The 16,117-nt window shown below is 59.0% G+C and carries 19 protein-coding genes and 1 tRNA gene; 7 read left to right on the forward strand and 13 right to left on the reverse strand.

Going from position 1 to position 16,117, the window contains the following annotated elements; all coding sequences use genetic code 11:
- Positions 1-184: 184 nt before the first annotated feature.
- The 5 genes from KBI52_RS28600 to sdhC all read right to left on the reverse strand — a co-directional run bounded on the left by KBI52_RS28600 (position 185) and on the right by sdhC (position 4,399).
- Positions 185-772 carry an AprI/Inh family metalloprotease inhibitor gene (locus KBI52_RS28600; RefSeq protein ID WP_210812461.1) on the reverse strand — a complete coding sequence of 196 codons (588 nt, stop codon included), beginning with the start codon at positions 770-772 and terminating at the stop codon, positions 185-187.
- A 167-nt stretch (positions 773-939) separates the two neighbouring features.
- Positions 940-1,722 (reverse strand): succinate dehydrogenase iron-sulfur subunit, encoded by a 783-nt coding sequence (locus KBI52_RS28605; protein WP_173947424.1) that lies wholly within the window; start codon positions 1,720-1,722, stop codon positions 940-942.
- A 14-nt stretch (positions 1,723-1,736) separates the two neighbouring features.
- Positions 1,737-3,560: a succinate dehydrogenase flavoprotein subunit gene (gene sdhA, locus KBI52_RS28610; protein WP_173947425.1), complete on the reverse strand. Its 1,824-nt coding sequence runs from the start codon at positions 3,558-3,560 to the stop codon at positions 1,737-1,739.
- 11 nt (positions 3,561-3,571) lie between these two features.
- On the reverse strand, positions 3,572-3,991 hold the full coding sequence (gene sdhD, locus KBI52_RS28615) for a succinate dehydrogenase, hydrophobic membrane anchor protein (protein ID WP_173947426.1): 420 nt from the start codon (positions 3,989-3,991) through the stop codon (positions 3,572-3,574).
- A 12-nt stretch (positions 3,992-4,003) separates the two neighbouring features.
- Positions 4,004-4,399, reverse strand: coding sequence for a succinate dehydrogenase, cytochrome b556 subunit (gene sdhC / locus KBI52_RS28620; RefSeq protein WP_210812462.1), 396 nt, complete (start codon positions 4,397-4,399; stop codon positions 4,004-4,006).
- Positions 4,400-4,599: 200 nt separating this feature from the next.
- On the opposite strand from sdhC, the gene KBI52_RS28625 reads away from it, so the two are divergent.
- Positions 4,600-5,487 carry a LysR substrate-binding domain-containing protein gene (locus KBI52_RS28625; protein ID WP_173947428.1) on the forward strand — a complete coding sequence of 296 codons (888 nt, stop codon included), beginning with the start codon at positions 4,600-4,602 and terminating at the stop codon, positions 5,485-5,487.
- Between the two features lie 113 nt (positions 5,488-5,600).
- Complete coding sequence (locus KBI52_RS28630; protein WP_173947429.1) at positions 5,601-6,272, forward strand: hypothetical protein; 672 nt, start codon at positions 5,601-5,603, stop codon at positions 6,270-6,272.
- A 45-nt stretch (positions 6,273-6,317) separates the two neighbouring features.
- Here KBI52_RS28630 and folD read toward each other — a convergent pair whose 3' ends face one another.
- Genes folD through KBI52_RS28645 form a run of 3 tightly spaced genes read right to left on the reverse strand, consistent with a single transcriptional unit; the run spans position 6,318 to position 7,838 of the window.
- Positions 6,318-7,220 (reverse strand): bifunctional methylenetetrahydrofolate dehydrogenase/methenyltetrahydrofolate cyclohydrolase FolD, encoded by a 903-nt coding sequence (folD, locus tag KBI52_RS28635; RefSeq protein WP_210812463.1) that lies wholly within the window; start codon positions 7,218-7,220, stop codon positions 6,318-6,320.
- Positions 7,217-7,534: a DUF167 family protein gene (locus tag KBI52_RS28640; protein WP_210812464.1), complete on the reverse strand. Its 318-nt coding sequence runs from the start codon at positions 7,532-7,534 to the stop codon at positions 7,217-7,219. Before KBI52_RS28640 ends, folD begins: the two co-directional genes overlap by 4 nt.
- Positions 7,535-7,547: 13 nt before the next feature.
- On the reverse strand, positions 7,548-7,838 hold the full coding sequence (locus KBI52_RS28645) for a YggT family protein (RefSeq protein ID WP_210812465.1): 291 nt from the start codon (positions 7,836-7,838) through the stop codon (positions 7,548-7,550).
- 181 nt (positions 7,839-8,019) lie between these two features.
- On the opposite strand from KBI52_RS28645, the gene KBI52_RS28650 reads away from it, so the two are divergent.
- Positions 8,020-8,095: transfer RNA gene (locus KBI52_RS28650), tRNA-Ala, on the forward strand.
- Between the two features lie 110 nt (positions 8,096-8,205).
- Complete coding sequence (locus tag KBI52_RS28655) at positions 8,206-9,174, forward strand: site-specific integrase (RefSeq protein WP_210812466.1); 969 nt, start codon at positions 8,206-8,208, stop codon at positions 9,172-9,174.
- 73 nt (positions 9,175-9,247) lie between these two features.
- Here the strand turns inward: KBI52_RS28655 and KBI52_RS34310 are convergent, their stop codons facing one another.
- Positions 9,248-9,553, reverse strand: a complete 306-nt coding sequence (locus KBI52_RS34310; protein WP_371823224.1) for a hypothetical protein — start codon at positions 9,551-9,553, stop codon at positions 9,248-9,250.
- 75 nt (positions 9,554-9,628) lie between these two features.
- Positions 9,629-9,952 (reverse strand): hypothetical protein, encoded by a 324-nt coding sequence (locus tag KBI52_RS28660; RefSeq protein ID WP_210812467.1) that lies wholly within the window; start codon positions 9,950-9,952, stop codon positions 9,629-9,631.
- A gap of 710 nt (positions 9,953-10,662) precedes the next feature.
- Here KBI52_RS28660 and KBI52_RS28665 point away from each other — a divergent pair.
- The 3 genes from KBI52_RS28665 (at position 10,663) to rnhA (ending at position 14,291) form a co-directional block, all read left to right on the forward strand.
- Positions 10,663-11,148, forward strand: coding sequence for a hypothetical protein (locus KBI52_RS28665; protein WP_210812468.1), 486 nt, complete (start codon positions 10,663-10,665; stop codon positions 11,146-11,148).
- Positions 11,149-12,126: 978 nt separating this feature from the next.
- The gene (locus KBI52_RS28670) at positions 12,127-13,419 is read left to right on the forward strand and encodes a DEAD/DEAH box helicase family protein (RefSeq protein ID WP_210812469.1); all 1,293 of its coding nucleotides are present in this window, start codon (positions 12,127-12,129) and stop codon (positions 13,417-13,419) included.
- A 392-nt stretch (positions 13,420-13,811) separates the two neighbouring features.
- Entirely contained in the window at positions 13,812-14,291 is a 480-nt protein-coding gene (rnhA, locus tag KBI52_RS28675; protein ID WP_210812470.1) for a ribonuclease HI, read from the forward strand.
- A 204-nt stretch (positions 14,292-14,495) separates the two neighbouring features.
- On the opposite strand, the gene KBI52_RS28680 is transcribed toward rnhA, so the two are convergent.
- From KBI52_RS28680 to KBI52_RS28690, 3 genes are all read right to left on the reverse strand, one after another.
- The gene (locus KBI52_RS28680) at positions 14,496-14,750 is read right to left on the reverse strand and encodes a trypco2 family protein (protein WP_210812471.1); all 255 of its coding nucleotides are present in this window, start codon (positions 14,748-14,750) and stop codon (positions 14,496-14,498) included.
- Between the two features lie 260 nt (positions 14,751-15,010).
- A complete protein-coding gene (locus tag KBI52_RS28685) occupies positions 15,011-15,451 on the reverse strand; it encodes a contact-dependent growth inhibition system immunity protein (RefSeq protein WP_210812472.1) in 441 nt (146 codons plus the stop codon).
- Between the two features lie 182 nt (positions 15,452-15,633).
- Entirely contained in the window at positions 15,634-16,116 is a 483-nt protein-coding gene (locus KBI52_RS28690; RefSeq protein ID WP_210812473.1) for a contact-dependent growth inhibition system immunity protein, read from the reverse strand.
- Between the last annotated feature and the right edge of the window lies 1 nt (position 16,117).

Consider the following 16,117-nt stretch of genomic DNA (forward strand, 5'->3'; position numbering starts at 1 on the left):
CGCTTCGAAAAGTCGGCCCGTTCCGGCGCCGGACCGGCCGAGCGCTACTGCCGTTGTCACCGGCCTCGCGCCGGTGATCCCAACCAAGAGAAGCTCGGCGCCTGACCGGACCGGGATGGCCGGATAAGCCCGGCCATGACGTCGGAGGATCATTCACCAAGGGCGGGTCGGTTTTGCCGGCCGATCAGCGCGAGAGGGAGAGCGGCGCGCCGGACTTGGCGAGAACGCCGCTGAGGGACGAGGACGAGCCGCGCAGGCGCGCCGTCACGGCACCGCCGGTCTGGTAGAGATAGACTTCTCCGTCCCGGTAGTCCCAGGCATTGACCTTGGACAGGTCCTGGTTCGAGCAGCCGGAAGCGGAGGCCCGATAGAGATCGAGAGCGGGCGAGCTCGACAACTGGACCCGACAGGAGCCCCCGGACGTCTGGACGCTCCAGTTGCCGACCATCGCGGTGCGGCTCGCGGGAGCCGCCGCAGGTGCGGGAGCCGGCGCCCCGATGGTCGGGGGCGGGGGCGCGGGCGGAAGGCCGGCGATGTCGGTTCCGCCGGCCGGGGGAGTCGTCACGTCGGGTGCGACGGGTGCGCCGGCGAGCGGGGGCAGCGGCGCCGCCTCGACTGGTCCCGACGGCACGGCCTCGACGGGCGGAACCTCGGTGATCGGCGCCGCCGCTGCGCTGCGGGTCGGGGGTCCGCCGAGCCGCGTGGAGGAGCACGCCCCGAGCGCCAGGGCGGAGCAGATTACAGCGGTCGTCAGCCAGACAGGCTTCGTCATCTTGGTCCTCGCGGGCATGGCCGTCCCTTCGGACGGGTTATGACGGCCCAGGCTACGGGAAGGAATATGAACCCAGGCCAACATGGTTCCGGCTTCGACATATGGGATCGGCGGAGACAAAAAAAGGCGCCCGAGGCGCCTTTTTGTGGGATTGTTGCATGGAAGCGTCACACGACTCGCGCGATCATCATCTTCTTGACCTCGGCGATCGCCTTGGCCGGGTTGAGGCCTTTGGGGCAGGTATTGGCGCAGTTCATGATCGTGTGGCAGCGGTAGAGCCGGAACGGATCGTGCAGATTGTCGAGCCGGTCGCCGGTGTTCTCGTCGCGGCTGTCGATCAGCCAGCGATAGGCCTGGAGCAGGGCCGCCGGTCCCAGGAAGCGGTCACCGTTCCACCAGTAGCTTGGGCAGGAGGTAGTGCAGCAGGCGCAGAGAATGCACTCGTAGAGCCCATCGAGCTTGGAGCGCTCCTCCGGGGTCTGGCGCCACTCGGTCTCGGGCGCGGGCGTCTCCGTCTGGAGCCAGGGCTCGACCGAGGCGTGCTGAGCGAAGAAGCTCGTCAGGTCGGGCACTAGATCCTTGAGCACCGGCATGTGCGGCAGAGGATAGATCTTGATCGAGTCCGACGCGCAATCGTCGATGCCCAGCGTGCAGGCCAGCGTGTTGCCGCCCATGATGTTCATGGCGCAGGAGCCGCAGATCCCCTCACGGCAGGAGCGACGGAAGACCAGCGTCGAATCGACGTTGTTCTTGATCCACAGGAGCGCGTCGAGAACCATCGGGCCGCAATCGTCCCGGTCGACGTAATAGGTGTCGATGCGCGGGTTCTGCCCGTCGTCCGGGTTCCAGCGGTAGATGCGGAATTCCTGGACGTTCGAAGCCCCTTCCGGCTTCGGCCAGGTCTGGCCTTCGGTGTACTTGGAGTTTTTGGGAAGCGTGAACTGAGCCATCGTTTTCGTCTTCCTTAGTACACGCGAGCCTTGGGCTCGATGTACTGGATGTCGTTCGACATGGTGTAGGTGTGCACCGGGCGGTAATCGAGGGTCACCTTGTGCGAGGTGTCGTCGAGCCAGGCGAGCGTGTGCTTCATCCAGTTCTTGTCGTCGCGCTCGGTGAAGTCCTCGCGGGCATGGGCGCCGCGAGATTCCTCACGGTTCGCCGCGCCCTCCATGGTGACGACCGCCTGGCCGATCAGGTTGTCGAACTCCAGCGTCTCGAGGAGATCGGTGTTCCAGATCAGGGAACGGTCCGTGACCTTGATGTCGGCGGCCGCGTTCCACACGTCGTGGATGAGCTTCCTGCCCTCTTCCAGAACCTCGCCCGTGCGGAACACCGCGCAATTGTTCTGCATGGTCTTCTGCATCTGCAGGCGCAGATCCGCCGTCGAGGTCGAGCCGTTGGCGTAGCGGAACTTGTCGAGGCGCGAGAGCGAGAGCTCGTCGGCGTTCTTGGGCAGGTCCGCGTGACGGGCGTTGGGCTCCAGGATCTCGGCGCAGCGCAGGCCCGCCGCGCGGCCGAACACCACGAGGTCGATCAGCGAGTTCGACCCGAGGCGGTTCGCCCCGTGCACGGACACGCAGGCCGCTTCGCCGAGCGCCATCAGGCCCGGCACCACCGTGTCCGGGTTGCCGTTCTTCAGGGTCAGCACCTCGCCGTGATAGTTCGTCGGGATGCCGCCCATGTTGTAGTGGACAGTCGGCAGGACCGGGATCGGCTCCTTCGTCACGTCGACGCCGGCGAAGATCTTGGCGCTCTCCGAGATGCCCGGCAGGCGCTCGTGCAGGATCTTGGGATCGAGGTGGTCGAGATGGAGATAGATGTGGTCCTTGTTCTTGCCGACGCCGCGGCCGGCGCGGATCTCCATGGTCATGGCGCGCGAGACCACGTCACGGGAGGCGAGGTCCTTGGCGGACGGCGCATAGCGCTCCATGAAGCGCTCGCCTTCCGAGTTGGTGAGATACCCGCCCTCGCCGCGCGCGCCCTCGGTGATGAGGCAGCCCGAGCCGTAGATGCCGGTCGGATGGAACTGCACGAACTCCATGTCCTGCAGCGGCAGGCCGGCGCGCAGCACCATGGCGTTGCCGTCGCCCGTGCAGGTATGGGCCGAGGTGGCGGAGAAATAGGCGCGTCCATAGCCGCCCGTGGCCAGGATCGTCATGTGGGCGCGGAAGCGGTGGATCTCGCCGGTGGACTGGTTGAGGGCCACGACGCCGACGCAGCGGCCGTCGGAATCCATCATCAGGTCGAGGGCGAAATACTCGATGAAGAAGTTGGTCTGGTTCTTCACCGCCTGGCCGTAGAGGGTGTGCAGGATCGCATGGCCCGTACGGTCGGCGGCCGCGCAGGTGCGCTGCGCCGTGCCCTTGCCGAAATCGGTCGTCATGCCGCCGAAGGGGCGCTGGTAGATCTTGCCCTCGGCCGTGCGGGAGAAGGGAACGCCCCAGTGCTCGAGCTCGTAGACCGCCGCAGGCGCGTTGCGCACGAGGTACTCGATGGCATCCTGGTCGCCGAGCCAGTCCGAGCCCTTGACGGTGTCGTACATGTGCCAGCGCCAGTCGTCCGGCCCCATATTGCCCAGCGACGCCGAGATGCCGCCCTGAGCGGCCACCGTATGCGAGCGGGTCGGGAACACCTTGGTGATGCAGGCGGTGCGGAGGCCAGCCTGCGAGCAGCCGACGGTGGCGCGAAGACCCGCGCCGCCCGCACCCACGATCACCACGTCGAAGGTGTGGTCGATAATGGTATAGGCCTTGCCGTTGACGGCGGCGCCGTTCGTTGCTTGAGCCATGTGAGAATTCCTTAAGCGAGGATGCGGCCGAGGCTGACCTTGAGGATGGCGTAGAGGCACGCCACCGCGATGATCACGGCATAAAAATTGTTGGCCATGGTGGCGGCGATCTTCTGGCCCTTGTGATGGACGTAGTCCTCGATGACGATCTGCATGCCGAGCCGCATGTGGTTCGTGACCGAGAGCACCGCGAGGATCAGGATGATCGCGACCAGCGGATGCGAGATGACGGCGATCGCGTCCTGGTAGGAGGGCGAGGCGGCAAGCGCCGCCACGATGATCACGAAGGAAATGATCAGGGGGACGTTCGACACCGCCGTGACGCGGTGGATCCACCAATGCTCGACCCCGTGCCCGGAGGCCCCGAGGCCCTTCACGCGGGCGAGCGGGGTGCGCATGGAAACGCGGGTATCAGCCCTGTTGTCGGCCATGTGTCCTTCTCCTTAGAACGCGATGAAGGCGACGATCCAGATCGCCAGAGTAAGGGCGACCGAGCCGATGAGGGTGAAGCGGGCCATGTTGATGCGCTGGGCCGGCTCCATGCCATGGCCGAAATCCCACACCAGGTGGCGCACGCCGCCCAGCATGTGGTGCATGAGGATCCAGGTGTAGACGAACAGGATCAGATACCCGAGAGGCGAGCCGAAGAACCACTGCACCGCATCGAAAGCGGAGGGCCCGGAGGCGAGCGCCACGAGCCAGATGGCGAACAGCGCGATGCCGCCGTAGAGGGCGACGCCCGTGATGCGGTGGGCGACGGACATCGCCATCGTCCAGCTCCACCGGTAGATCTGAAGATGCGGGGACAGGGGCCGCGGGGCCACTTTCGCCTCAGCCATGGTGTTCACTCCTGATCGGCGACGTCGGCCGCCCGTAGTTTGGAATGGTTCGTAACGGAAGCGCGGCAACACCGCAATGCACCTTCTGCCGAACGCGCGGCAACCGGCACACTTCGTCAGCCGCGAAGTTTGCTCTAGGCTCGCTTATCGCACAATTTCTAATTATTCTTATCTCCCTTCGCGGTTGACGAAGGAAACCTATGCAATTCGATTTGACGGACCTGAGCCTCTTCCGCCACGTCGTCGAGGCCGGCAGTATCACCCACGGGGCCGAACGGGCCCATCTGGCGCTGGCGGCGGCAAGCACCCGCATCCGCAACATGGAAAAGTCCCTCGGCGCTCCCCTCCTTCTGCGAACCCGCGCCGGCGTGACTCCGACGCCAGCCGGCCGGACCCTGCTCCAACATGCCCGCACCCTCCTCGCCCAGGCGGAGCGCCTGCGGGAGGATTTGGGCTCCTACACGGGCGGATTGACCGGACAGATCCGGATCCTCTCCAACACCAATGCCCTCACGGAGTTCCTGCCCGAGGCCCTCGGCGCCTTCCTGGCCGAGCACCCGCAGGTCTCCATCGACCTGGAGGAGCGCCTCAGCGACGAGATCGTCGGCCTGATCGCGGAGGGCGTCGGGGATCTCGGCATCGTGGCCGGCACCGTCGATACGGGCCGGCTGGAGACCTACCCGTTCCGCAGCGACCGATTCGTGCTCGTGGTGCCGAAAAGCCATTCTCTGGCCGTCCGCGCCAGCATTCCCTTCGCCGAGGTGCTGGAGCACGATTTCGTCGGCCTCGACCGGGCAAGCGCCCTCCAGCGCTTCCTCGCCGGCAAGGCGACGCGCATCGGCAAGCCGATCCGCCTGCGGGTGCAGCTGAGGAGCTTCGACGCCGTCTGCCGCATGGTGGAGGCGGGCGTGGGCCTCGGCATCGTGCCCGAGACCACCGCCCGCCGCGCCGCCCGCACCACAGACATCATTCCGGTCGAACTGGAGGACGCCTGGGCGGCCCGCGACCTCACCCTGTGCATTCGCGCCCTGAAAGACCTGCCGCCTTCGGCGCGGCAATTGGTGGAGCATTTGCGCAAGGAGGCTTGATCCATGTCCCGGCCATCCTCACAACGCCGTGAACAGGGAATAATTCTCCGGCTGAAGCGTCTCTACGACCGTTCGCCCGCACAGCGCGGCAGGACACCAGCAAGGAGGACGCAATGCAGGGATTGGACCGCCTATCGCTTATCGCCATCGGCCTCGTGGCCGTCGCCCCCCTGGGCGGCGCGCAAGCCCAGAGCGCCCAGGGCACCACGTTCTTCGTGACCAGCACCGGCTCCGGCAAGGGCGCGGATCTCGGCGGGCTGGACGGCGCGGACCGGCATTGCCAGACTCTGGCGGAGGCCGCGGGCATTCGCGGCAAGATGTGGCGGGCCTATCTCTCCACGCAGGCGACGGGCGGCGCGACGGCCACCAATGCGAAGGACCGCATCGGCCGGGGTCCCTGGCAGAACGCCAAGGGCGTGGTGATCGCCAAGGACGTGGCGGATCTGCACGGCGCCGGCAACAATCTCACCAAGCAGACGGCGCTGACCGAGAAGGGCGAGCCGGTGAAAGGCCGCGGCGACCAGCCCAACGAGCACGACATGCTCACCGGTTCGCAGCCCGACGGCACCGCCTTCGCGGGCAGCCAGGACATGACCTGCGGCAACTGGACGAAGAGCGGCACGGAGGGAGCGGCCATGCTCGGACACCACGACCGCACGGGCCTCGACGAGTCGCCTCCGGCCAAGTCCTGGAACTCGTCCCACGCGTCCCGCGGCGGCTGCAGCCAGGACGCCCTGAAGGGCACCGGCGGCGCGGGCCTGTTCTACTGCTTCGCGGCGAACTGATCCGCCCCGGATCCGGAAGCGGCATCCGCTGCCGGATCCGATGTTTTAGGCAGCGAAATCCACCGCCGGCATGGCGAGGCCGCGCCGCAGGCAGGCGGCCTCGAGCGTGTTGCGCAGCAGGCACGCGATGGTCATGGGGCCGACGCCGCCGGGCACCGGCGTGATGGCGGACGCGACCCCGGCGGCCTCCGCATAAGCCACGTCGCCGACCACCTTGGTCTTGCCCTCGCCGGCGGCCGGGTTCGGCACTCGGTTGATGCCCACGTCGATCACGATGGCGCCGGGCTTGATCCAGTCGCCGCGCACCATCTCGGGCCGCCCCACGGCCGCCACGAGGAGATCCGCGCCGCGGCACACATCGGCCAGGTCGCGGGTCTTCGAATGGGCCACCGTCACCGTGCAGCTCTGGGCGATGAGCAGCTGCGCCATGGGCTTGCCGACGATGTTGGAGCGCCCGACCACCACGGCATCGAGCCCCGACAGATCCCGCCGCACCGACTGCGCCAGCAGCAGGCACCCGAGCGGCGTGCAGGAGACCAGGCCCGGCACGCCGGTCATCAGCCGGCCAGCATTGATCGGATGGAAGCCATCCACGTCCTTGGCCGGATCGATGGCTTCGATCACCTTCTGGGCGTCGATTTGCCGGGGCAGCGGCAACTGCACCAGAATGCCGTCCACGGCCGGATCGGCATTGAGCCGGGCGACGAGGTCGAGAAGCTCCGCCTCGCCGGTGGAAGCCGGCAGCCTGTGCTCGAAGGAGCGCATGCCCACCTCGACGGTCTGGCGCGCCTTGTTCTTCACGTAGAGCTGGCTCGCCGGATCCTCGCCGACGATCACCACGGCGAGCCCGGGGGTGAAGCCCTGGTCGGCCAGATCACTGACGGCCCCGGCGATGCGGCCGCGCAATCCCTCGGCATAGGCTTTTCCGTCGATGATCGTGGCGCTCATGGGATGTCCCATCCTGTCAATGCGGCGAGCGCGGCGGAAAGCTTCTCCCCCTCGCCCGCAATGTGAAACGTCTTCAGCCGCGCGGTGGCGCCCGCTTCCAGGCTCACCGCCGAGGCGGGAACCCTGAGCGCCTTGGCGAGGAGGCGCCGGACACCCTCATTCGCGGCCCCGTCCTCAGGCACCGCCCTGACCCGGACCTTCAGCACCGTCCGGCCGTCCGCCAAGCTCTCGAGCCCGTCGAGCACATCCCGCCCGCCCCGGGGCGTCACGCGGACCCGGACCTCCAGGCCGCCAGGGCGGAGGCTCCAGGCCAAGGCCTTCCCCCCCTTAGAAGGCGATCGGCATCAGGTAGTCGACGATCAGGTTCTGGATGAAGATGATCAGCAGGATCAGGATGATGGGCGAGATGTCGACCCCGCCCAGATTGGGCAGGATGCTCCGGATCGGGCGCAGGACCGGCTCGGTCACCGCATCCAGGAAGTTCCAGATCGAGCGGACGAAATCGTTGCGGGTATTGACCACGTTGAAGGCGACCAGCCAGCTCAGGATCGCCGAGGCGACGATGAGATAGGTATAGAGCTGCAGGGCCAGCAGAATGACGTTGAGAAGGGCGCGCATGGGAAACCTGTCGGGGATCGGCGATGCTCATGTAGCGACTGAAGCGGGGCTGAACAACCCATAAACCCCGGCTGGCCGGATCCTCCCGTCCGGAGATGGTCTCGAACGTCTCACCCGGCCGATTGACAGACCAAAGCCGGCAGGCCTAAAACCACCGCTACTTGGCTCGATTCAATCGACCGGGGCTGTAGCTCAGATGGGAGAGCGCTGCAATCGCACTGCAGAGGTCAGGGGTTCGAATCCCCTCAGCTCCACCAAGTGCTAAGATGCTGAATTGCCTTGTCTTTCAGCTCTAGGACTAGGACGCCCCTACCAGCCAAATAAGCCAATCCGTCACAGCGTTGTCACAGCTAGACGGAAAACGATAATGGCGACCATCCGCAAGCGCGGCTCTTCCTGGCAAGCTCAAGTCCGGCGAGAAGGCTACCCTCCCCTATCAAAGACGTTTCCTTCCAAGTCTGACGCCGCAGCGTGGGCAAGGGACCAGGAACGAGCTATCGACCGCGCTGAACTCCCGACCACTGCGCGTGCCTTGAAGGGCATGACCGTGGGCGACCTTCTGCGCCGATACAGCGAAACAATAACCCCAGCCAAGCGCGGGGCAGAACCTGAGCAATATAGGATCAAGACCATCCTGGCTCATGCCGTCGCTCAGGTATCTCTCAATAAGCTGTCTCCTGCGGCGGTTGCTCAATACCGCGATGACCGACTCAAGCTCGTCAAACCAGGAACCGTGAGGCGTGAGCTTGCTATCGTTCAACACTGCTTCGAGGTTGCTAAGAAAGAATGGAGTCTGCCCATCCTCAATAATCCTGTTCAGCAGATCACAATGCCCGAGGCTCAGAGGTCACGCGAAAGGCGACTGGAAGAAGGAGAGGGCAACACTCTAGCATCAGCCGCCTCAGCCTCGGTTTGGTACCTTCGTCCCTTGATTGCCCTTGCCATTGAAACAGGGATGAGGCGCGGCGAACTCCTGTCTATCTGGTGGAAGGACGTTGATATGACTGCTCCGACCATCCGCATCCTAAAGACCAAGAACGGCCATCCTCGCACAATCCCGCTCACTCCTAAGGCGGTCGAGATACTGGCCTCTTTGGAGAGGAAAGTCGAGCGGGTATTCCCTGTGACGCCTAATGCTGTGCGTCTTGCATGGGAGAGGCTGAGGAAGAGAGCTGGTCTTGAGGATTTACGGCTGCATGACCTGAGGCATGAGGCTGTGTCTCGCTTCTTTGAATATGGTCTGAGTGTGCCTGAGGTTGCTCTTATCAGTGGGCATCGTGATCCACGGATGCTGAGCCGCTACACTCATCTCGGACCGGAGAAGGTGGCTGTATAGGATCAGCCAACGCAACAATTGTGGACCTCACTAGTTTGAGACCCGAAGGTTACGTTCTTCCTCCCTAGACCTTCTAACTAGCCCCATCAGTTGAGCAATCCTGGCGGGGCTTTTCTTTGTGAGTGATAGTTTCGTCCGACACCTTCGCCTCTATGAAAGGCACGGTCAGAAGCAGCCCACCCGCCTCATCAACAATCTCAACCACATAGCGACCCTGCTGCTCAGCAGTGAGTTCATCCCAATATGGGACGACCTCCATAAAGACATCTGCTACCCTCCTAGCGACGCGCTGAGCAGCATCAACATCGGAAAGGTCTAAAGTTTCAGGATACCTGACTCGGCTGTGCTGGTTATAAAGGAACAGATTGTAACATGGCATGGCGCAGGAATATTAGCCAAGAAAGCCGCAGCAACAATCTACTCATAGGTGTTATTTCCAACGCCTCCCTACAAGTCAGTTCATGTGACCGGAAGGCAAATGTCCGGCCATCATTCGCTCCTTCTCGTACGCCAAGGCTACACTCATAGCTGACCAGCGCCCTTCGGCTTCACGAACCTTGGTGACGCCTTGCTCATAGACGGCCAGCGCAGCCTCTTCCTTATCGAACAGGCTGTTGAGTGGCCCAAAGGACTGCTGCTGGTAGGCAAGGTCCAAAGCCTGATCCAGAGTCTCACGGATCGTGGCGAGGGCATGGGCGGCTTCACGACGATTGAGCCGCGCCTCCTCAAGATCACGATAAGCCTGATGAAGAGCCTTTAAGCAGACATTATAGGTCACATCCCCATGTTACCTCTCCCCGCATTGGTTGAGATAACCGTACAGGCTCTCGGAGCAGCGGCCTTCACATGGATCAATAAATAAGCTCAGGTTTGCTGCTCTTTTGGGGGAGGCGGTGTTGCTCAGCGACGAGACTGCGGGGAGCAAACCGCCGAGGCAAGCTGGCTTCCGTGCACAATACGCTCTCCTTGACCAGCGCAGCCTTTGCTTTCGTACTGACGCTCATCGTCGCCTGTTGAAGTTAGGCAGTGGCTCACATCAAAAGAGACCGACTAGCACCTTCCGCTGAGCTAGGAGTTCGACCCGTTCAGCAGGAGCGACGCCTAATGACTGCTCCTGGTATTCAGACACACCGGAGACTTGGGCTTCTGGCTGAAGCGGTGTCCAGGACCACCAGTGTAGGATGAGCTTATAGATGGCTGGGATTGCCCCTAGCCCCTTACGCTGGATGATGCGGCTACGCAGAACCGTACCGATGAAGAGGAGCAGGGTTTTCATACCTGATAAGTAAGTAGCAAACTCGGCCATAACAAGCCTAGGGAGCCATGCACTGACTTCTGACGCTAGGGCAACAGTTGCGATTTGACGTGACTTTAGAGATGCGGTTCAGGGTAATGCGGCTCATATCCTAACGGAAGAACACAGTGACAATCCAATTTCCGCGACTGCATAGTCCTGAACTGAAACCGTACATTGAGCCATTTGGACGGATGATGCTGGCGTATGGCCGTGCCGCAGTCGCTGTTGTTACCCTGGCTCAGCTTGAACATGAGAATGAAGCAGCCGCTGTAGACTTCGTAGACAGGTCAGGGACTAAGGACTTGCCAAAGCAGATGAGGCGGCTCTTTCGGGGAAGACTCGAAGAGGACCGGTTCCTCCAAATGGATGCGGCGGTCACGCGCTTCAAAGAGATAAGTGAGAAGCGTCATCACTTAATCCATGGCGAGTGGTGGTTTGATGTCTTCGATGGTGGTCATCTCGTCGTGAGAAAGGTACGGAGGGGTAAGATTGAACATCTCCTGGATGTAACTCCGTCAGTTCTCGAAGATTGGACTCAATCACTAGAGGACATTGCCGATGAGTTGGATGAGGTTTGGTACAGCGTTGACGCAGTGAGGAGCAAGCCAACTGATGAGGAGTTGATTCAGTTACAAAACTGGCTTGACCAAGAGGATGCTGATAACGACTCGCTCTGAGGCCCACCTAGCAGAAGCGTCTTCCTAAGGCTTGCGCTGAGCTTACGGTATTTCTCCTCTCATTAAGCAGAGCGCCGTTCTGCTGCTGATCAATCGGAAGGGTGCGCGTGGGACCCAGCACGAGGCTTTCTGTCGCCCATTAAGACAACGTCGCTCTTGCTCATTCCTGAGCTGGACAGAGGATCCAGTCGCACCGCCTGAGGATTGTTCCACCCATTAAGCAAAGCGATTTCAGAGCCGCTTCACGGCCGGAAGATTAGCCTGGCGCTCAGCCCAAAGAATTGTGTCGTCCATAAAGCAAAGCGTTTTCAGCTCCTAACTCATGAGCGGGATATTAGCGGTTAGCTCAGCTCAGAGAGTTGTACCTACCATTAAGCAACGCGCATCTCCATTTGCATCAACAGGCGGAACGTCAGCCTTCAACTCAGCTCAGAGAATTGTGTCTTCCATTAAGCAAAGTGCCTTGCACACTAGCATGACTGCTCCTGACAATCAGTGGAACGCTCAGAGAGCCAATACCGCCACCATAAAGAGAACTCCGATGACAGGCGGGACATTAGCTTTAGGGACAGCTCAGAGAATTGTAACTTCCATTAAGCAAGGCGCTTCACGTACTCGCAACGACTACCACCGCGCTGGGACGCAGGAGACAGCTCAGAGACGCCATTCTCCCTCCCATAAAGTAAAACGTCTCTGCGTTACGGTGCGCTCAATGTTTGAAAGGTCGCAACCCGCCTGACGGACAGTCCAGATTTTGCAATACAAAACTTGGACTAAACTGGAACAGATTATTAGTTTTCAATACTTTAGGGGACGCACCCTTAAAGAGAGAAGCAGAGAGATGTATGGGGTAGACCCATTCCTTAGCTTCAACCTCAACACCATCATCAACAAGCAGACTGATCACTAGTGTGTGGTCGGTTTCCAGTAGAGCTGTGTCTTGAGACAACAGCCTACTCTCATTCCTTAGGAACATTCATGACTATCACAATCATCGACTCCATCATGGGGTCAGGGAAGACAACCTATATGATCTACCTGATCAACAAGACCCATGAGGAGTCTTTAGGTCAGTCCTTTCTCAATCCTGATTATCAGGCTCCTCGTTTCCTCTATGTCGCTCCACTGCTGTCTGAGGTTGATAGGATCAGTAAGGCTTGCCATAACCTCAACTTTCGTGACCCTCAGCCTGTAGAGGGTCGTAAGCTCCACCACCTCTCAACACTGATCGAGGAAGGGGCTAACATCTGTACGACCCATGCTCTCTTTCGGCTCCTCACTAGAGACATTTACGAGAAGCTCAGTCAGCAGAACTACACACTGATCATTGATGAGGTTCTGGACTGTGTGACTATGTTTGACGGTCTGTCAGCGTCAGACAGGAAGCTCCTGCTTCAAGATCATCTCGTCTATGCAGACCCAGACACGAAGCGTCTCAAGTGGAACCATAGGGACTACCCTCGCTACTCAGGCAAGTTCAACTCAATCCGTGACCTATGTGATAACGGCAATCTCGTCCTCTATCGTGACACAGCACTGATCTGGGAGTTTCCGACCCACTTCCTCAAGTGCTTCAATCAGGTTTATGTCCTGACCTATATGTTCCACGGCTCTCCAATGTCTGCCTACCTCAGAGCTGAGGGTCTGGACTTTGAGATGATGACATTGAGAGATGGTCAGCTCGTCTCATGGCGGGATCACGCGGATGAGACTGAGAAGAAGGCAGAGCTGAGAAGGCTGATCACTGTCTATGAAGGTCCGGCCAATGACAGAGGTAAGCCTAAGGGTCGTGAACACCCTATGTCCTCTGGCTGGTATGAGAAGCGCACACCGGAGGAGTTAGCGAAGCTCAAGGCTTCCACTGAGCATTGGTTTAGGATGACTGCTCAGACCCCTGCTAACGACAATGCGTGGACCGCCTACAGCAAAGTCAGAAAGCCTCTTAAGGGCGCTCGATACGCTAAGGGCTGGATACCGAATAACGCTAAGGCAACGAATGACTACAGGCACAAGAAGTCACTCGCCTACCTCTGCAATCTGTTCCACAACCCCATGATCAAGGGCTACTTTGAGGACAGAGGGATCGCTGTCTATGAGGAGCTTCATGCCCTGTCTGAGATGATCCAATGGATATGGCGGAGTCAGATCAGAGATGACCTGCCAATCAAGGTGTTTATCCCATCAGAACGTATGAGAAGCCTGTTTATCAAATGGCTTAACACCGCAAGCGTTCAAGAGCTGATTGAATTGGATCAGAAGCTAGCTGCTTAACAACTACCCTCTCGGACTCTGCAACATTCGGCTGAGAGAGTTATCCGCCTTATGGTTTTGGTCCGATATTCTCAGGTCGCTGGCCGCACCTACCGACCAACAAAGGCCGAAGCCAGGATCGTAGTTGCATACGCTGACATGATGAAGAACGGGCCAAGCACTGAGGCCGATACGAGCAGGACCAGTGAGTTTTTGAGAGTACGCATCGTGAGCCTTTCCACTGTCTAGCCCAAAGCGTAAGACACGCAACGCTAACCATAGGTTAACCTTGGCTTTAAAATCTGATGGCTTGACGGAAAGACAGGAAGCTCACTGTGAACGCCGTCGCTTACCAGACGATCTTAACGCCTTCCGATGCTTATAGTCGCCTTCACTAAATGATCGAAAATCACATGACCAAAGAGACTACTGAACACGCCATTGTCTTCACTGATGGCGCTTGCCTTGGAAATCCTGGACCAGGAGGCTATGCAGCCGTTGTCACTATTGCAGGGGACGAGCAGATTATTGTGGGCCGAGACACGGCAACGACAAATAACAAGATGGAAATGCTTGCTGCTATCAAAGCGCTTGAAGCTGTTCCTCACTCCATTCCGATTATCATTCACAGCGATAGCCAGTACGTCATCAAAGGCGCGACCCAGTGGCTTAAGGGCTGGAAAGCAAAGGGTTGGCGTAAGGCTGATGGTAAGCCTGTGCTGAACCAGGAACTCTGGCTAGAGATAGACAGGCTGATCCAAGGCCGGAAGATCGCTTGGCAATGGGTCAAGGGTCATGCAGGGCATGAGCAGAACGAGCGCGTTGATCGACTTGCTAATGCTGAGTCTCAGAAGGCGGCTGAGGCGATTGGGATTGCTGGAAGACTACGCTAAGGGCTAATCTACCGCTGAGCTATGCCCCTCTCGGAAGCTAATCACGGCAACTGAGAGGGTTTCCTGATCTATGGGTTTGTTAGGGTATTTTCTGAACTGCGTTGCTGCTGACCCACTAGCCCCAAACAAAACCCAATCCATTGTCGGTGATTGCGGAAATAGTTGAATGGCTGCTAGAGCATGATGATAGAGTTGGTTGAGGGATCAATCAGAACCCAACAGCAAATCACCATTGATCCCTTTAAGATTAATCGTTACCTCATGCTCTGTCGTGTTCTCCCGTGCAGTCTCGACATCCGCACTCGCAACATAGATCTCAACACCACCAGCCGTTGAACGTTTATCAACGACCGCTATCCGGGTTTTGATTGTGGCAGCATCTAAAGTAAACATAGGATCTTCAGCGCCTAAACTGGCTTCACGCAGTTCATTCTTCAAAGACCCAATCAATTCCTTCAATCTCATGCTCATTTTAACCTACCTGTGATAGCTGTTTGTCGCTCGTGATAATGTTCTTACCTTCCGTTGCCTCCACCATAATCAACATCCCTGGAGGTGTTGGAGTGGATGGTGAATGTTCATCAATGGCCGTTGGCCGCGACGGCGACGGCGCACGTTCAGGTTCCCAACGTTTGGTCTGCAGCTTATTTGTGAGCGTTCGAATGTTGCCTCCGCCTCTAAGTTCACGGACTACATGCAGGCTCTCAGGATAAGTAATTTTAGAACCCGTAGCTAAAATTGGCCGTAGCTTGCTCCTTTCCCTGACCACTCCAACCTTCGAGTTTCTCGTGAATGGTTGGCTCAATCCTTAACGAACCATCTGAAATAACCATATTGCAGCTAAGCATGTTCTTGAACAAAGCCCTTTTGGTTTTGTATTTATACCTGTTGATCAAATCACCGACCCAAAGAGCATAGTCTCTTTCCACCCGTAAAAGGTCAAAAAAATCAGGAATTTCTTCTAGTGACAAAAATCTACTTCTACTCAAGCACTCATTGATAGTAGAGCCTAGGATTTCATTATCTACATCTATTGAGAGCAAACGATAAACTTCGTTGGCCTCTATTGCAGAGCTACGGTAGCCTGATTGAATGACAATGCATATAAAATCATCATTTTTATATGCGCTTGACCACTTTCTTTGAGTGATGATTTTCATTTTATCACAGTCACGATTACTTTAATATTTTGGCTGGTTCCCGCGGCATAAGCAATAGCTCTAAGCTTGATGTCGTCCTTGGCGTCGAAGCTCACATGGCCGTTCGAGAGCACGCTCGCCGCCACGATTGTGGCGTTGCGGCCCGCATGAATCGTGATCCCCTCGCCGCCTCTCGATCCCGCTCACAGACAACGGCTGAGAGCGAGCCTCAAGGCTACCCCTATCTCCTCCAGAGGCGCATCAGTAGGAACAAATACGTCCTCGGACTTTTCGAGTCCCTCCCAGCCTTCAAGCTTGTCGTGACGCATGGGACAGATTCTGATCTGTCCTTCAACGAGATAAATCCCACAGTTTTTCATGTTCTTGAACATGGCGCGCTTGGATTTATAGGAATATCGCTCCATGATCTTTGCCACCCATGCATCATATAGCTCTGCGACTCGCTCGCGACGGCTCTGGGCTTCCGCAAGCGGTAGGAATCTGCTCTGAGATAGGCTCTTTAGGATCGCTGCTCCGAGAGCCAGATCGGAGGCATTCGGCTCCATTAAGAACTCCTCCGCCTCATGGTCCACCATAGATGACCTGTACCCAGAATTGGCTTGTATGGAGATAAACTCTCTGTTGATTAGAGCATTGGCACTCTTTGTCCAAACTGGCACATCCATC

The organism is Microvirga sp. HBU67558, from assembly GCF_018069605.1.
Classification (GTDB): domain Bacteria; phylum Pseudomonadota; class Alphaproteobacteria; order Rhizobiales; family Beijerinckiaceae; genus Microvirga; species Microvirga terrae.

Bases quoted from the DNA above. Each gene is read 5' to 3' on its own strand.
- KBI52_RS28630 (WP_173947429.1), top strand. From the start codon at position 5,601: ATGCAGGGATTGGACCGCCTATCGCTTATCGCCATCGGCCTCGTGGCC.
- KBI52_RS28625 (WP_173947428.1), top strand. From the start codon at position 4,600: ATGCAATTCGATTTGACGGACCTGAGCCTCTTCCGCCACGTCGTCGAG.
- sdhC (WP_210812462.1), bottom strand. From the start codon at position 4,399: ATGGCTGAGGCGAAAGTGGCCCCGCGGCCCCTGTCCCCGCATCTTCAG.
- KBI52_RS28645 (WP_210812465.1), bottom strand. From the start codon at position 7,838: ATGCGCGCCCTTCTCAACGTCATTCTGCTGGCCCTGCAGCTCTATACC.
- KBI52_RS28605 (WP_173947424.1), bottom strand. From the start codon at position 1,722: ATGGCTCAGTTCACGCTTCCCAAAAACTCCAAGTACACCGAAGGCCAG.
- sdhA (WP_173947425.1), bottom strand. From the start codon at position 3,560: ATGGCTCAAGCAACGAACGGCGCCGCCGTCAACGGCAAGGCCTATACC.
- rnhA (WP_210812470.1), top strand. From the start codon at position 13,812: ATGACCAAAGAGACTACTGAACACGCCATTGTCTTCACTGATGGCGCT.
- sdhD (WP_173947426.1), bottom strand. From the start codon at position 3,991: ATGGCCGACAACAGGGCTGATACCCGCGTTTCCATGCGCACCCCGCTC.
- KBI52_RS34310 (WP_371823224.1), bottom strand. From the start codon at position 9,553: ATGCCATGTTACAATCTGTTCCTTTATAACCAGCACAGCCGAGTCAGG.
- KBI52_RS28690 (WP_210812473.1), bottom strand. From the start codon at position 16,116: ATGGATGTGCCAGTTTGGACAAAGAGTGCCAATGCTCTAATCAACAGA.
- KBI52_RS28600 (WP_210812461.1), bottom strand. From the start codon at position 772: ATGACGAAGCCTGTCTGGCTGACGACCGCTGTAATCTGCTCCGCCCTG.
- folD (WP_210812463.1), bottom strand. From the start codon at position 7,220: ATGAGCGCCACGATCATCGACGGAAAAGCCTATGCCGAGGGATTGCGC.
- KBI52_RS28665 (WP_210812468.1), top strand. From the start codon at position 10,663: ATGATGCTGGCGTATGGCCGTGCCGCAGTCGCTGTTGTTACCCTGGCT.
- KBI52_RS28655 (WP_210812466.1), top strand. From the start codon at position 8,206: ATGGCGACCATCCGCAAGCGCGGCTCTTCCTGGCAAGCTCAAGTCCGG.
- KBI52_RS28670 (WP_210812469.1), top strand. From the start codon at position 12,127: ATGACTATCACAATCATCGACTCCATCATGGGGTCAGGGAAGACAACC.
- KBI52_RS28685 (WP_210812472.1), bottom strand. From the start codon at position 15,451: ATGAAAATCATCACTCAAAGAAAGTGGTCAAGCGCATATAAAAATGAT.